Here is a 14,036-nt window from a genome sequence, read left to right on the forward strand (position 1 = left end):
CCGGGGACGGGACGCACGCGTCCTGCGCCCCGCCTGGCGCTCGGACGTGTGCCCGAGCGCCATCCCGCGAGGAGTCGGAGGAAGATCAGGGGTCAGAGGCGGCGCAGGACCGCGACGACCTTGCCCAGCACACTGGCCTCATCGCCGGGGATGGGCTCGTAGTTGGGGTTGTGCGGGACGAGCCAGACGTGGCCGTCCTTGCGCTTGAAGGTCTTGACCGTGGCCTCGCCGTCGATCATCGCCGCCACGATGTCACCACTCTCGGCGACGGGCTGCTGGCGTACGACCACCCAGTCGCCGTCGGCGATCGCGGCCTCGATCATCGAGTCACCGGTGACCTGCAGGAGGAACAGCGTGCCCTCACCGACGAGCTGCTTCGGCAGCGCGAAGACGTCTTCGACGCTCTCCTCGGCGAGGATCGGGCCACCGGCGGCGATGCGGCCCACGAGCGGGACGTAGGCGGCCGTCGGCCGGTTGACCGTGGGCTCCTCGGCACCGGCGTCGGGGTCGACCCACAGCACCGGCTCGCCCGGCAGGCGCACCTCGAGCGCGCGCGGCCGATGCGGGTCACGCCGCAGGTAGCCCTTCCGCTGCAGGGCGGTGAGCTGGTGCGACACGCTGGACGTGCTGGTCAGCTGCACCGCCTCGCCGATCTCACGCATGGAGGGCGGATATCCGCGCTGCTGCACCGAGTCGCGGATCACTTCGAGGATCTTGCGCTGCCTGGGCGTCAGGCCCAGGGAGTCTCGTCGGCGCACCGCGAGGTCGCTGACCCCGTTGGTGTCATCCCGCTCGGTCATGCTCTTCCTCCTCGCCTGGCTGCCCGCCTCACCGGCGGACCTCCCGGTCTGTGGTCCCGATGTCGCACACAGCGACCGTATCGCTGTTGAAGATCATCTTCAAACAATTGTTCGAGTCTTCCTCGAAATTGTCGCCAGTGTGGTGTACAACATCGTACGGGAGTTCGATCGACACCGTGTTCGATTTGCTGATCTTATTTGGCCTTTTCCTCAGGCCACACGGCAGGAGGTCATCCATGCGAAGGCCCACAAACACGGACACGACCAGCGAAGACGTCAACCGGCTCACCTTGATCGCCGAAGCCACGCGAAGTAACGATCGACGGGGAGACAATACGCGGGCGGGGGGTGGCGTTCGCACGAATTCCGGCAAGAGGTTGGGGCCCCGCGCCCGCCACGGCGGAAGACCCCATTTGCACCTCGTCCCACCCCCACGCCCCGCCAACCCACCCGACGCAGACACCCCCGGGAACGCAGCCGCCGCCAGGCCGTCGGGCCGTGGCACGACGGCGGGCGGTGCGGGGCTGGGCAGTGAAGGGGCGCCGGGGAGGGGTAGAGCGAAGCGCGACGCACAGGGGCGGAGCGGGGCCTCGGGCAGGGGCGGGGCTCGCCGGGAGCAACGCGGCGCGGGCCCGCTGCGCGACGATGTCCCACCTACGCGCAAAGCACGCCGACGTGGCACCAAGGTCAGCGGCCCGCCCCCCGACGTGACACCGCTGAGCTCTCGCCTGACACCCGCACGCCCTGACGTCGCTCCCTCAATCTCGCGCGATGCCAGGGACGACACCCCGCTCGGCCGTGTCGTCGCTTCCCGCACCAGCAGCGGTGAGGGCATCCGCAGCAACGGTGGTATCCGTGGCGACGGGGGTGTCCGTGGCGACGGGGGCCGTGGCGACCGGGGCGGGAAGGGCGTCCAGGGCATCGCACCTTTCCGGCGTTTCCGGCGCTTCCGGAGGGAGCGGGCCGACGCGGGCGACGCCTGCATGCTCAGCCGAGGCCCGCTGACGCTGATACAGAGCGAGGCGAATGCGCCCGCGCCGGGTAGGAGCGCTGGAGCCGGGCGACGTCCTATGTGGATCGCCTCGGAACGCGGCGGCGCGTTCTCACAGGGCCGGGCCGGAGGTCGCGCACGGCGAGGGGAGCGCACGACCATGGTGGAGAAGGCCACCGGGCGAAAGAAGACCGCCGGCCGGGAGGACGTGAGCGGGCGGGAGAAAGGAAGCAGCAGGGAGGAAGCAAGCGGGCGGAGGAAAGGAAGCGGACGGGAGAAGGCGGCCAAGCGTAAGAAAGCGCTAGGGCGCGGGATCACCGCAGGACGGGCGGGCATGGCCGGAGGGGCGGGCATGGCTGGACGGGCGGGCATGGCCGGACGGGACGGCGCGCCCGGGCGGCCACGCTTGGCGGGGCGGCCGAATCCGGGCGGGCGGCGAGGTGCGGTCGGGCGCGGAAGCGGAGTTGGGCGGGGAAGTGTGGGTCCGGCGGGGAGCGTTGGGCGGCGGGAGCGGGTCGGTGTGCCTGGGCTGGGGAGGGCCGGGGCGCGGCGGCAGGCGGCTCCTGTGCGGTTGACGCGACGCGGACGGATCGTGGTGGTCGTCGCGATGGCGCTGCTGTCGCTGGGCGGCTTCTGGCTCGGCACCCGGGCGGTCGGTCATGCGGAGGTGCGGGTCGTGGTGGCGGCCCACGCCGGGCTGCCGTGGGTCGAGGTGCACCAGGGGGACACGTTGTGGAAGATCGCTGATGCTCTTGCGGAGGGCGAGGACCCTGCCGTCCTGGTGGAGGAGATCAAGCGGCTCAACGGCCTGCCCGACTCCTTCATCCGGCCCGGCAGCCGCCTGTACGTACCGGGGGGCACCGCCGCCTTACGGTGACGACCGACCCGGCACCACCGGCCATGGTGCCCGCTGGTCATGGGGCCGCTGACCACGACGGCCGGGTCGGAGATGGTTTCGGGCTGCGATGGTCCTGTCCTGGCGTGGCTCGGGTCCGGGGTGCCGGTCCGCCGTTGCGGTGCCGCTGCCCGTGGCGGCTGGGCACGGCTCGCCTCGGGCGGCAGGGGTCTCGTTCTGCGGCTACGAGCTCTACCGGGCTGGCAAGGCCGCGCTCAACCAGCTGATGCGCAGCTACGCCGCCCGACACGCCGATGACGGTCACACCACGCTGCTCATCGACCCCGGGCACAACCAGACCCGGCTCGGCGGGCCGGGGGCGCCTCTCAAGCCTGAGGAGAGCGCCCCGGCCGTCGTGGACGTTCTCGAAGCGCAGGCGGGTGCACCCGATCTGGGGTTCCTGGACCGACACGGCGACGTCGTCCCCTGGTGACCTCACGACAAGGGGGCTTGCCTGGGTGATGGGTGGGTAGGGCTGCCCGGCTTTCCTGGTGACGCGGCCAGGCGGTCAGGCAGCCGCGGCAGGCGGGCGGGTGGGCATGGGGTGCGTTGGGTTCCTTCTGAAGGGATGGAAGTGCAGGTGGATGGGGTTGTACGAGGTGCCGTTCCGGGTGGGCGGTGGTGCGGGCGTGGTTCTCGCGTTGGGAGTCGGTGGCGGGGGGCGCCTTCGCCGAGGGGTGTTACAGGGGGTCAGGGCGGTGGGTGCGAGTGCTGGGATTGTCCGGTGGTAGGGGTGTGAGAGTTGTTCACGTGCGACCGCTCGAATAACCGATGTGACGTCTCTACCTGCGTAAAGATCACCACCGGTGGGCCGACACGCCCGGGGCGGATGAGGCGAGGGTGCTGATCAGCGACTTCGGCGGGAAGGGGTGACTCAACTTGCGTTCATGGTCGCGCGCTTCTACGGTTGGACCACAACATCTAGTAGTTACACCGATGTAGTTCACCACACCTTGTGTTTCCGTGACCGCTCCATGGGTTCCCGTGGAGCGTGCGTCAGCGTCCCGTCAGGGCGGTTTCTGCCGTGTGTGGTGGCCGCAGGTCTTGGAGGCGAAAAGCGTGCACTGTCCGTTCTGTCGCCACCCTGACACCAGGGTCATCGACAGTCGCTCGACGGACGACGGTGCGGCCATCCGGCGTCGCAGGACCTGTCCCGAGTGCGGGCGCAGGTTCACCACGCAGGAGACCGTACTGCTCATGGTGAGCAAGCGCAGCGGAGTGACCGAGCCGTTCTCACGTGACAAGGTCGTCGCGGGCGTGCGGCGGGCCTGTCAGGGCAGGCCGGTCAGCGAGGATTCGCTGGCGCAGCTGGGGCAGCGGGTGGAAGAGGCCATCAGGGCGAAGGGCGCGGCCGAGATCCCGTCCAACGAAGTGGGCCTGGCCATCCTGGGGCCGCTGCGGGAGCTGGACGAGGTGGCGTACCTGCGGTTCGCATCGGTATATCGCGGTTTCGAGAGCCTGGCGGACTTCGAGGCCGAGATCAAACAGTTGAAGGCGGAGAAGGGGGAGTCATGACGGAGACGGCCAGCGGTTCAGTGGCGCGCGGGGGCAAGCGTCCGCGTAAGGGCCTGAAGATGAAGCGGATCTTCACCACGCCCGGTGTGCACCCGTATGACGAGATTCAGTGGGAGCGCCGCGACGTCGTCATGACGAACTGGCGCGACGGGTCGATCAACTTTGAGCAGCGGGGTGTCGAGTTCCCCGACTTCTGGTCGGTCAACGCGGCGAACATCGTGACGACCAAATACTTCCGCGGCGCCGTGGGCACGCCGCAGCGTGAGTGGAGCCTGAAGCAGCTCATCGACCGGGTCGTCGGCGTCTACACGAAGACGGGCATCGAGCACGGCTATTTCGCCAGCGACGAGGACGCCGAGATCTTCGACCACGAGTTGAAGCACGCGCTGGCGCACCAGGTGTTCGCGTTCAACTCGCCGGTGTGGTTCAACGTGGGGACGCAGTCGCCGCAGCAGGTGAGCGCCTGTTTCATCCTCTCCGTGGACGACACGATGGAGTCGATCCTGGAGTGGTACAAGGAAGAGGGCGTGATCTTCAAGGGCGGCTCGGGGTCGGGGGTCAACCTGTCCCGCATCCGTTCCTCCAAGGAGCTGCTGTCGAGCGGCGGCACGGCCAGCGGGCCGGTCTCGTTCATGCGCGGCGCCGACGCCTCGGCGGGGACGATCAAGTCCGGCGGCGCCACCCGCCGGGCCGCCAAGATGGTCGTGCTCGACGTCGACCACCCCGACATCGAGGAGTTCATCGAGACGAAGGCGCGCGAGGAGGACAAGATCCGCGCGCTGCGTGACGCCGGGTTCGACATGGACCTGGGCGGCAAGGACATCGTCTCCGTCCAATACCAGAACGCCAACAACTCCGTCCGCGTCTCCGACGAGTTCATGCGCGCGGTGGAGAAGGGCGACGACTTCGGGCTGCGGGCCCGCCTGACCGGCGAGGTCATCGAGAAGGTCGACGCCAAGGACCTCTTCCGCAAGATGGCCAAGGCCGCCTGGGAGTGCGCCGACCCCGGCCTGCAGTACGACGACACGATCAACGACTGGCACACCACCCCAGAAACGGGCCGCATCACCGCCAGCAACCCCTGCAGCGAGTACGTCCATCTCGACAACTCCTCCTGCAACCTGGCCAGCATCAACCTGCTGAAGTTCCTGAAGGACGACAACTCCTTCAACGTCGCCGACTTCGTCAAGCTGACCGAGCTGATCATCACCGCGATGGACATCTCGATCGTCTTCGCCGACTTCCCGACGGAGAAGATCGGCGAGACGACGCGGGCCTACCGGCAGCTCGGCATCGGCTACGCCAACCTCGGCGCGCTGCTGATGGCGACCGGCCACGCGTACGACTCCGACGGCGGCCGGGCCGTGGCGGGGGCGATCACGTCCCTGATGACCGGTGTGTCCTACCGGCGCAGCGCGGAGCTGGCGGGGGTCGTGGGCCCGTACGACGGATACGCCCGTAACGCCGAGCCGCACAAGCGGGTCATGCGCAAGCACGCGGCGGCCAACGACGACCTGCGCACGGTCGGCACGATGGACGCGAAGATCCACGCCGAGGCGTCCCGCCAGTGGTCGGAGTGCCTGAAGCTGGGCGAGAAGAACGGCTACCGCAACGCCCAGGCCAGCCTCCTCGCGCCCACCGGCACGATCGGCCTCATGATGGACTGCGACACCACCGGCATCGAGCCCGACCTGGCGCTGGTCAAGTTCAAGAAGCTCGTCGGCGGCGGCTCCATGCAGATCGTCAACCAGACGATCCCGAGGGCGCTCAAGCAGCTCGGCTACCAGCAGGAGCAGATCGAGGCCATCGTCGAGTACATCGCCGAGCACGGCCACGTCGTCGACGCCCCCGGCCTGCGCCAGGAGCACTACGAGGTGTTCGACTGCGCGATGGGCGAGCGGGCGATCGCGCCCATGGGCCACGTCCGCATGATGGCGGCCACGCAGCCGTTCCTGTCCGGCGCCATCTCCAAGACGGTCAACCTGCCCGAGTCGGCCACGATCGACGACATCGAGCAGGTCTACCTCGAGGGCTGGCGGCTCGGGCTCAAGGCCCTGGCCGTCTACCGCGACAACTGCAAGGTCGGCCAGCCGCTGTCGGCCGGCGACGGCGCGAAGAAGCAGGAGCAGAAGGCCGAGCAGGCGGCGGAGCCCGAGGTCAAGGTCATCGAGGTCAACCGGCCGACCCGGCGGCGCATGCCCAACCAGCGGCCCAGCATGACCACCCGGTTCACGGTGGGCGGCGCGAAGGGCTACATGACCGCCTCGTCCTACCCGGACGACGGGCTCGGCGAGGTCTTCCTCAAGATGTCCAAGCAGGGCTCGACGCTGGCGGGCGTCATGGACGCCTTCTCGGTGGCGATCTCCATCGGGCTCCAGTACGGCGTGCCGCTGGAGACGTACATGAGCAAGTTCGTCAACATGCGGTTCGAGCCGGCCGGGATGACCGACGACCCCGACATCCGCATGGCCACCTCGGTGATGGACTACATCTTCCGCCGGCTGGCCCTCGACCACCTGCCCTACGAGGAGCGGGCGGCGCTCGGCATCTTCTCGGCGGCCGAGCGGGCGGCGCAGCAGCGCGGCGAGGACCCGGCGGCGCTGCAGGAGACGGTCGACCGCGAGGCGCTGGCCCAGTCGGCGCCGATCGAGTCGGCCGCGGCCGCTCAGCCGAAGGCGGAGGAGGAGCTGCCGGTCGTCAAGCAGGAGCTGACGCTGGAGAGCCACCAGCGCTTCACGGCCGACGCACCGCTCTGCATGACCTGCGGCACGAAGATGCGCCCCGCGGGCAGCTGCTACGTCTGCGAGGGCTGCGGCTCGACCAGCGGCTGCAGCTGAAAACAGGCCAAATTGGAGCGGCTACGACATTCGGCGTTGCGCGCCTAACAAGATAGTGCTGGTCAAGAGGGGCGGCGAGGTATGTTGCCTCGCCGCCCCTGGACCTCCCCGGCCCAGCCGGGCCGGGGAGTTGGCAGTCAGGAGCAACAACGTTGCTTGAGATGCTCCGCAGCGGAAGGCGACCCCGGATGCCCCAGCGGAGCGCACTGCAAGCTCCGAAGAAGTGATCTCTCCAAGTACATCAAGTACTTGATGTACTTAGCTTGAGGTGGCATCATGAAGCGAGTCTCTCTGAAGGGGCCGCCATGGCAGCCGTTCACTTCGACAGCTATACCGAAGCTCGTACGCATCTCAAGGCGCTGCTGGACGCGGCGGAGCGGGGGCGCGTGGCCACAGTGCGGCGTGAGTCGGCTGTGACGGCCCTCGTGGACGTCGATAGGCTGCGCCACTACCTTGCCAAGGTCATCCCTTCTCATGCGCAGGTGATCTCTGAGGCGGGTGGTTGGTCGGTTTTCATCCCAGGGCTACCTGTTTCCGCGGACGGTGCGACCTTTGATCAGGCTGTTGCGGAGATGATCGAAGGGCTACGTGAGTACGCCGAGGACTGGCAGGACCGCCTGCTCGACGTTCCCAATCACCGTGAGAACTGGGGGGTCGTGCAGTTGATCAGCCTCAGTGATGACACTCAGCTGCGCGAATGGCTGGTGGGGGCTGCACGGTGAGCTGGCCACAGCCCACTCATGATCATCAGGATTCCTTTTGTCGGATTGAGGGCTGGCGTCAGGTACGGAACGCCCGAGGTGGAACGGGCACCGACCACGTCACCTATGAGCTGGATCTTCCTGATGGCAGGATCTTGAGGACTCGGATCTCTCATCCGGTCGATCGCAGCACCTATGGTCCAGGTATCTGGAGCCACATACTCCGTGATCAGCTTCAGGTGGATGAGGCGACGTTCTGGGGATGCGTTCAGAATGGCGTGAAACCCGATCGAGGAGTGCCCGAACTGCCTTCGGAGGCGTTGCCCGCCGATCTTGTCTTCATGTTGATCTCAAGGGTGGGTCTCGACGAGATGGCCGTCGCGGCGATGAGCAAGGACGAGGCCATCGCCAGACTGCAGAAATACTGGATAGACGGCACCTGATCCGAGGGGATGCCGCACCCTCCAGATCAGTGCACCGCCCGAGGATCACAGCGCTGCACCAGCAGGTCGGAGCGGGGAGCCGGGAAGATTCCGGTTCCCCGCTCCTGTTTGTCGCCGTGCGGCTCTCAGGAGTCGAGTACGTCGCGCAGGACGTCGGGTTTGTTGCTGATGATGCCGTCCACCTGGTACGTCAGCATGCGCCGCATCGTGTCGGGGTCGTCCACCGTCCAGGTGAGGACGTCCATGCCGAGCTGGTGGACGCGGCGCACGTATGCGGCGGTGAGCTCCCCGTACGGCGGGTTGATCTGGTCGGCGAACGAGGCCAGCCCCCGCAGCTCCCCCGTCGAAGGCGTGCCCAGCAGCCCGATCGGCACCTGCGGCAGCAGCCGCCCGAACCGGCGCATCGAGTCCCAGTCGAACGACTGCACGACCAGCCGCCCGGGACCCAGCCACCAGGAGTGGCGGCGCAGCTCGGCGGCGATGCGGGCCTCGACGCCGGGGTAGAGGTGCGGCGACTTGACCTCGAGCAGCAGCCCGATGCCCGCGCCGCGCATCTCCTCCAGCGCCTCGGCCAGCGTGGGCACGGGCTCGCCGGTGTACTCGCCGGACAGCCAGGAGCCGGCGTCGAGCTCGCGGATCTGGGCGAGGGTGAGGTCGCCGACGTTCCAGGGGGACAGGCCGGGGAAGCGGCGCTCCGCGTCGGTGGTGCGGGTCAGGGTGGTGTCGTGCATCAGGACCAGGTGGTGGTCCTTGGTCTCCTGGACGTCCACCTCGAACATGTCGGCGCCCTGGTCGGCGGCGAGGTGGAGGGCGGAGACGGTGTTCTCCGGCGCGTACGCCGACGCGCCCCGGTGAGCGACGGCGGTGACCAGCGCGGTGGAGGCGGCGCTCGCGGGAGCGGCGGGCGCGAGGAGGGTGAGGGACAGGGAGGTGATGGTCAGGACGGCGAGCCGATGGAACATGAGTCTCCTCTGGTGGGAAGAGATGACGACTCGACGGTGACAAGGCCTTGTGACGGCGAGTTGAGGGCAGGGTAACTCGGCGGTGCCGCGCAGATGAGCAGAACGCGCGACACCGGTTCACTTCATGCGAAGATCGGCGAGCCTCAAATGCGCACGTCAGGTGATATGTCCGCACAAGCGGCCGGCCTGCGGGAGGGCCGCAGGCCGGGTCAGTCCGTGGGGAGCGTCGTTCCGTGGAGGTGGGTCAGTCGGTGGGGAGCGTCGTTCCGTAGAGGCGGGTCGCCCGCAGCCTGATCACCAGGCGCTGGTCGGCCACCATCTGCTTCAGGAACGCCTCCTCGTCCCCGGGCTCCTGCGGCGCCATGGCCAGTAGCTCCCTGCCCACCTCGTCACCGGGCTCGCTGCTCACCGGCGACAGCTCCGCCTGTCCCTCGGCGACCACGAAGGCCATGAAGTCGTCGCTGGCGACGTAGAGGGCGCAGCGCGGGTCGTCGCTGAGCTGGCGCACCTTGAGCCGGCCGGCGACGGTGGAGATGCGCGCGACGCGCTGCTCCGGGTCCCAGTGGTAGAGGACGGTGGACACGTGGGGGTGACCGCTGCTCTTGGTGGTGGCCAGCGCGCCGAAGCGCTGTGAGGCCAGCAGGCCGGAGAGCTGCTGGTCCTGCAGGGAGCGAGGCGCGGGCCCGGCACCGGGACCGTAGGTTTCCGACATGCACCAACCTGATGGCTAGATAATGGGAAATATCACCCTATACCGAGCTGTCGGCTGAACATCTGGACGTCGGAGATCACCCAGTACTCGGCGAACCTCCCGGAACGCGCCCGCAGAATGTCGTGCCCGCTGAAGGCGATCCTGGCGCCCGAAGGAGCCGTCGCCCCGGGCAGTCCGCCCCGATAAGTCCCGGCGAACGTCCACCGCGCCGACACCAGATCACCGTCCACGATCGGCCCCACGTCGAGCGTGACGTCCACGTCCGCGAACGGCTCGTGCGCCTGCCGCAGCGCCTCGGCCAGCCCGGCGGGCCCCGAGACGTCCATCCCCGGCCAGTGCCCGGCGAAGTCGGCGGTGACCAGCTCGTCGGCCAGCCCGAAGTCGCCCTTCCACAGCTCCAGCAGCCATCGTCGGTAAAGGTCAGCCAGCATTGAGGCCACCTACCCGGCGAGCTGTAAGTTACAACGCATGAATCTCGCCATCACCAGTGGATACGTTGTGCCCGTCGACGGCGACCCCATCGACGGAGGAACCGTCCTCATCCAGGACGGCAAGATCACCGCGGTCGGCCGCGACGTCAGCATTCCTGAAGGCACCGAGGTCGTGGACGCCGCCGGTAGCTGGGTGCTGCCCGGCTTCGTGGAGGCCCACGGCCACCTCGGCGTGTACGAGGAGGCCGAGGGCTGGGCCGGCCAGGACACCAACGAGATGACCGACCCCAACGGCGCCCGCCTTCGCGCACTCGACGCCATCAACCCGGCCGACCTGGCCTTCGGCGACGCGCTGTCCGGCGGCGTGACCACCGCCGTGATCAAGCCCGGCTCCGGCAACCCGATCGGCGGCCAGACCGTCGCGATCAAGTGCTGGGGCAGGTCGGTGGACGAGATGCTGGTCAGGGAGCCGGTGAGCGTCAAGAGCGCGCTCGGCGAGAACCCCAAGCGCGTCTACGGCGACCAGAAGAAGCTGCCCTCCACCCGCCAGGGCGTGGCCGCGGTGATCCGCGACGCGTTCATGAAGGCCCAGGACTACAAGGCGAGGAAGGCCGCGGCGGCGGACGAGGGCAAGCCGTTCGACCGTGACGGCACGCTGGAGACCCTCGTACGCGTGCTCGACGGCGAGCTGCCCTGGTGCCAGCACACCCACCGCGCCGACGACATCGCCACCGCCCTCCGGTTGGCCGACGAGTTCGGCTACCGCCTGGTGATCAACCACGGCACCGAGGGCCACCTGCTGGCCGACACCCTGGCCGAGCGCGACGTGCCGGTCATCATCGGCCCGCTGTTCACCAGCAGGTCGAAGGTGGAGCTGCGGGAGCGCTCGCTGCGCAACCCCGGCATCCTCGACCGGGCCGGCGTCGAGGTGGCGATCACCACCGACCACCCCGTCGTGCCGATCCACTTCCTCGTCCATCAGGCCACGCTGGCGGTCAAGGAGGGCCTCGACAGGAACGCCGCGCTGCGCTCGATCACCGTCAACCCGGCCCGCATCATGGGCCTCGACGACCGGGTGGGCGCGCTGCGGCCGGGGCTCGACGGTGACGTCGTGATCTGGTCCGGTGACCCGCTCGACGTGATGAGCCGCGCGCTGAGGGTTTTCATCTCGGGCCGGGACGTGTATTCGTACACAGACGGTGAGGCCGTGGTGGCGGATCCTTATTACCGGGAAACGAGCGACCGTTAAGCGTGCGTGACGGCCGGGGCGCATAGCCGGTCGTGGAGACGGGAAGAGAGGGCACCACCATGACTGCACCGCTGCTCGCCCAACGCCCCAGCAAGGCCCTGCTGATCGGGCTCGTCGCCTCCGGCCTCATCGCGCTGATCGTCCTCGCCCTGATGCTGTACGCGGGCGGCCCCGTCGGGTTCGGCCTGTCCGCGCTGCTGGGCCTCGCCCCCCTTCCCGTGCTGCTGGCCGCCGTGCTCTCGCTGGACAGGCTCGAACCCGAGCCGAAGCTCAACCTCGCCTTCGCCTTCGTCTGGGGCGCGGGGGTGGCGATCGTGGCGGGCATCGCGCTGACCCTCGCCGGTCAGGAGCTTTTCAGCAGGGCCGGCTATGCCGCCTCGACCGTCAAGGACGTCGGCTCCGTCGTGCTGGCCCCGGTGATCGAGGAGGCGCTCAAGGGCTCGGCCCTGCTGCTGCTCCTGCGCAGGCGCGCCGAGATCGACGGGCTGACCGACGGCATCGTGTACGCCTCCATGACCGGCCTCGGCTTCGCCACCGTCGAGAACGTCGGCTACTACCTGCTGGCCTTCGGCGAGGACGGCCCCGGCGCCGCGGTCCAGCTCTTCGTGATGCGTGGCCTGATAGACCCGCTCGGCCACCCGATCTACACCTCGATGATCGGGCTCGGCATCGCGTACGCGCTCACCCGCGGCACCCCGGGCAGGTACGCCGCCATCCCGCTCGGCTACCTCGGCGCGGTCGTCCTGCACGGCCTGTGGAACGGCGCCGCCACGACGGGATCGCTGAACGTCCTCGGCGGCGCCTACCTGGTGATCATGGTGGCGCTGATCGCGCTGATCGTGGTGACCGTGAACGAGCGCCGCCACCTCATCGCCAGGATGGCCCACTACCTGCCCGCGTACCGGCAGACGGGGCTGATCAGCGACGCCGACCTGCGCATGCTCACCACGCTGTCCACGCGCAAGACGGCCCGCAGGTGGGCCAGGGGAGTGGGTCTGGGCCGGGCCATGAGCGACTACCAGCACGCGGCGACCGAGCTGACCATGCTGCACGTGCGGGCCGAGCGCAAGCCCATGGATCCGGCGCGGTTCGCGGCCGAGCGTGACGCGTACCTGGCGGCGATGGCGAGGTCGCGCCGCTGGTGAGGGTCAGGCCCTGACGAGCAGCGCGGCCGCCGCGGTGAGCCCGGTCAGCACGATGGCGGCGGCCACCGAGATCAGCGTCCCCTGCGACAGGCCGGCGGCGGCGATCGTGGCCGCGATGCCGGCCGCGCCCAGGGACGAGCCGATGTACCTGGCGGTGTTGTTGGCCCCCGAGCCCATGCTGACCCGGTGGGCGGGCACGCTCTCGATCGCCAGGTGGGTGATGGAGGAGTTGATCAGGCCCGAGCCGGTGCCGCTCACCGCCAGCCCGGCGATGACCAGCGGCAACGACAGCGTGGCGGCCAGGCTCAGCAGCCCGGTGTAGCCGGCCGCGCTGAGCCCGAGGCCGAGTGCCAGGCGGGCGGCGGCGTTCAGGCGTACGTGCCGCGACAGCAGCGACGTCACGAACGACAGCCCCGACCAGACCGCGAACAGCAGCGCCGTGTCCAGCGCGGTCAGCCCGTGCGCCTCCTGCAGCACGGTCGGCAGGTAGCTGAGCAGCCCGACCACCGCCGCCCCCACGACGGTCGCCCCGCCCGTCGCGACCAGGAACAGCGGCCGCCTGAACAGCTCCAGGTCCAGCAGCGGCTCAGGCCGGCGCCGCTCGACCGCGACGAAGGCCGCGATCAGCACCACGGCCGCGGCGAACGCCCACACCACGACCGGCCGCGACCAGCCCGCCCGGCCCTCGGTGACGCCCGCGACCAGCGCCGCCACGCCGAGGGTGAGCAGCACGACCCCGGGCACGTCGAACCGGCGCGGCACCGCCGCCCGCGACTCGTCCAGCGTCCTCGCCGACACCACGGTCAGGGCCAGCGCGCCGGCCGCCATCAGCCAGTAGGCCGCCCGCCAGCTCGTCGCCGTCGCGACCAGGCCGGACAGCAGCGGGCCCGCCGTCGTCCCGAGGCCGATCATGGCGCCGTAGCGGCCGGTCGCGCGCACCCGCTCCGCCCCCACCGGGTACGCGTGCCCCACGATGCCCAGGCTGGCGGCCAGCACGGCCGCGCTCGCCCCGCCCTGCACGAGCCTGGCCAGGACGAACACCGCCACGTTGGGGCTCACGGCGGCCAGCACGCTCGCGGCGGCGAGCACCCAGCCACCCGCCACGAGCACCCGCCTGCGCCCGTGGTCGTCGGCGAATCCGCCCGCGACCAGCAGCAGCGACGACAGCCCGAGCGCGATCGAGCCGAGGATCCACACCGGCCCGGTCGGCCCGGCGCCCAGCGACCGCGCGGTCTGCGGCAGCGTCGCCATCGGCAGCGAGAAGTTCGTCATGACGAGGAACGGCGCCGACGATGCCACGGGCAGCGTCCATCGCCGCAGGAGGACTATCGGTTCGGTCACTGAACTCATGTCGG

General features: G+C 69.4%; 13 protein-coding genes. 7 read left to right on the forward strand and 6 right to left on the reverse strand.

Annotated elements, in window-relative coordinates; all coding sequences use genetic code 11:
* Positions 1 to 92 precede the first annotated feature (92 nt).
* Together lexA and AB0K18_RS27600 are read right to left on the reverse strand one after the other, a co-directional pair.
* A complete protein-coding gene (lexA, locus tag AB0K18_RS27595; protein WP_364919534.1) occupies positions 93 to 800 on the reverse strand; it encodes a transcriptional repressor LexA in 708 nt (235 codons plus the stop codon).
* A 28-nt stretch (positions 801 to 828) separates the two neighbouring features.
* A complete protein-coding gene (locus tag AB0K18_RS27600) occupies positions 829 to 1,107 on the reverse strand; it encodes a hypothetical protein (protein ID WP_364919537.1) in 279 nt (92 codons plus the stop codon).
* A gap of 1,255 nt (positions 1,108 to 2,362) precedes the next feature.
* Between AB0K18_RS27600 and AB0K18_RS27605 the strand changes: the two genes are divergently transcribed.
* From AB0K18_RS27605 to AB0K18_RS27625, 5 genes are all read left to right on the forward strand, one after another.
* Positions 2,363 to 2,668, forward strand: coding sequence for a LysM peptidoglycan-binding domain-containing protein (locus AB0K18_RS27605; RefSeq protein ID WP_364919540.1), 306 nt, complete (start codon positions 2,363 to 2,365; stop codon positions 2,666 to 2,668).
* A gap of 151 nt (positions 2,669 to 2,819) precedes the next feature.
* Complete coding sequence (locus tag AB0K18_RS27610; protein WP_364919543.1) at positions 2,820 to 3,119, forward strand: hypothetical protein; 300 nt, start codon at positions 2,820 to 2,822, stop codon at positions 3,117 to 3,119.
* 626 nt (positions 3,120 to 3,745) lie between these two features.
* Positions 3,746 to 4,201, forward strand: coding sequence for a transcriptional regulator NrdR (gene nrdR, locus AB0K18_RS27615; RefSeq protein ID WP_043614619.1), 456 nt, complete (start codon positions 3,746 to 3,748; stop codon positions 4,199 to 4,201).
* Positions 4,198 to 7,038: a vitamin B12-dependent ribonucleotide reductase gene (locus AB0K18_RS27620; protein WP_364919546.1), complete on the forward strand. Its 2,841-nt coding sequence runs from the start codon at positions 4,198 to 4,200 to the stop codon at positions 7,036 to 7,038. Before nrdR ends, AB0K18_RS27620 begins: the two co-directional genes overlap by 4 nt.
* Positions 7,039 to 7,343: 305 nt before the next feature.
* Positions 7,344 to 7,760 (forward strand): prevent-host-death protein, encoded by a 417-nt coding sequence (locus AB0K18_RS27625; RefSeq protein WP_364919548.1) that lies wholly within the window; start codon positions 7,344 to 7,346, stop codon positions 7,758 to 7,760.
* A 547-nt stretch (positions 7,761 to 8,307) separates the two neighbouring features.
* On the opposite strand, the gene AB0K18_RS27630 is transcribed toward AB0K18_RS27625, so the two are convergent.
* The 3 genes from AB0K18_RS27630 to AB0K18_RS27640 form a co-directional block, all read right to left on the reverse strand.
* Entirely contained in the window at positions 8,308 to 9,144 is an 837-nt protein-coding gene (locus AB0K18_RS27630) for a glycerophosphodiester phosphodiesterase family protein (protein ID WP_364919550.1), read from the reverse strand.
* A 244-nt stretch (positions 9,145 to 9,388) separates the two neighbouring features.
* The gene (locus AB0K18_RS27635; protein WP_364919553.1) at positions 9,389 to 9,856 is read right to left on the reverse strand and encodes a TIGR03618 family F420-dependent PPOX class oxidoreductase; all 468 of its coding nucleotides are present in this window, start codon (positions 9,854 to 9,856) and stop codon (positions 9,389 to 9,391) included.
* A gap of 32 nt (positions 9,857 to 9,888) precedes the next feature.
* Entirely contained in the window at positions 9,889 to 10,287 is a 399-nt protein-coding gene (locus AB0K18_RS27640) for an ester cyclase (protein ID WP_364919556.1), read from the reverse strand.
* Positions 10,288 to 10,324: 37 nt separating this feature from the next.
* On the opposite strand from AB0K18_RS27640, the gene AB0K18_RS27645 reads away from it, so the two are divergent.
* Positions 10,325 to 11,536: an amidohydrolase gene (locus AB0K18_RS27645; protein WP_364919557.1), complete on the forward strand. Its 1,212-nt coding sequence runs from the start codon at positions 10,325 to 10,327 to the stop codon at positions 11,534 to 11,536.
* A 59-nt stretch (positions 11,537 to 11,595) separates the two neighbouring features.
* Positions 11,596 to 12,681 carry a PrsW family intramembrane metalloprotease gene (locus AB0K18_RS27650; protein WP_364919559.1) on the forward strand — a complete coding sequence of 362 codons (1,086 nt, stop codon included), beginning with the start codon at positions 11,596 to 11,598 and terminating at the stop codon, positions 12,679 to 12,681.
* Positions 12,682 to 12,684: 3 nt separating this feature from the next.
* On the opposite strand, the gene AB0K18_RS27655 is transcribed toward AB0K18_RS27650, so the two are convergent.
* Positions 12,685 to 14,031, reverse strand: a complete 1,347-nt coding sequence (locus AB0K18_RS27655) for an MFS transporter (protein ID WP_364919562.1) — start codon at positions 14,029 to 14,031, stop codon at positions 12,685 to 12,687.
* Positions 14,032 to 14,036: the final 5 nt, after the last annotated feature.

This window comes from Nonomuraea sp. NPDC049421 (assembly GCF_040677005.1).
GTDB classification, from domain to species: domain Bacteria; phylum Actinomycetota; class Actinomycetes; order Streptosporangiales; family Streptosporangiaceae; genus Nonomuraea; species Nonomuraea salmonea.

Coding starts and splice junctions, on each gene's coding strand:
- lexA (WP_364919534.1), bottom strand. CDS start 800: ATGACCGAGCGGGATGACACCAACGGGGTCAGCGACCTCGCGGTGCGC.
- AB0K18_RS27630 (WP_364919550.1), bottom strand. CDS start 9,144: ATGTTCCATCGGCTCGCCGTCCTGACCATCACCTCCCTGTCCCTCACC.
- AB0K18_RS27620 (WP_364919546.1), top strand. CDS start 4,198: ATGACGGAGACGGCCAGCGGTTCAGTGGCGCGCGGGGGCAAGCGTCCG.
- AB0K18_RS27650 (WP_364919559.1), top strand. CDS start 11,596: ATGACTGCACCGCTGCTCGCCCAACGCCCCAGCAAGGCCCTGCTGATC.
- AB0K18_RS27625 (WP_364919548.1), top strand. CDS start 7,344: ATGGCAGCCGTTCACTTCGACAGCTATACCGAAGCTCGTACGCATCTC.
- AB0K18_RS27640 (WP_364919556.1), bottom strand. CDS start 10,287: ATGCTGGCTGACCTTTACCGACGATGGCTGCTGGAGCTGTGGAAGGGC.
- AB0K18_RS27645 (WP_364919557.1), top strand. CDS start 10,325: ATGAATCTCGCCATCACCAGTGGATACGTTGTGCCCGTCGACGGCGAC.
- AB0K18_RS27655 (WP_364919562.1), bottom strand. CDS start 14,031: ATGAGTTCAGTGACCGAACCGATAGTCCTCCTGCGGCGATGGACGCTG.
- AB0K18_RS27635 (WP_364919553.1), bottom strand. CDS start 9,856: ATGTCGGAAACCTACGGTCCCGGTGCCGGGCCCGCGCCTCGCTCCCTG.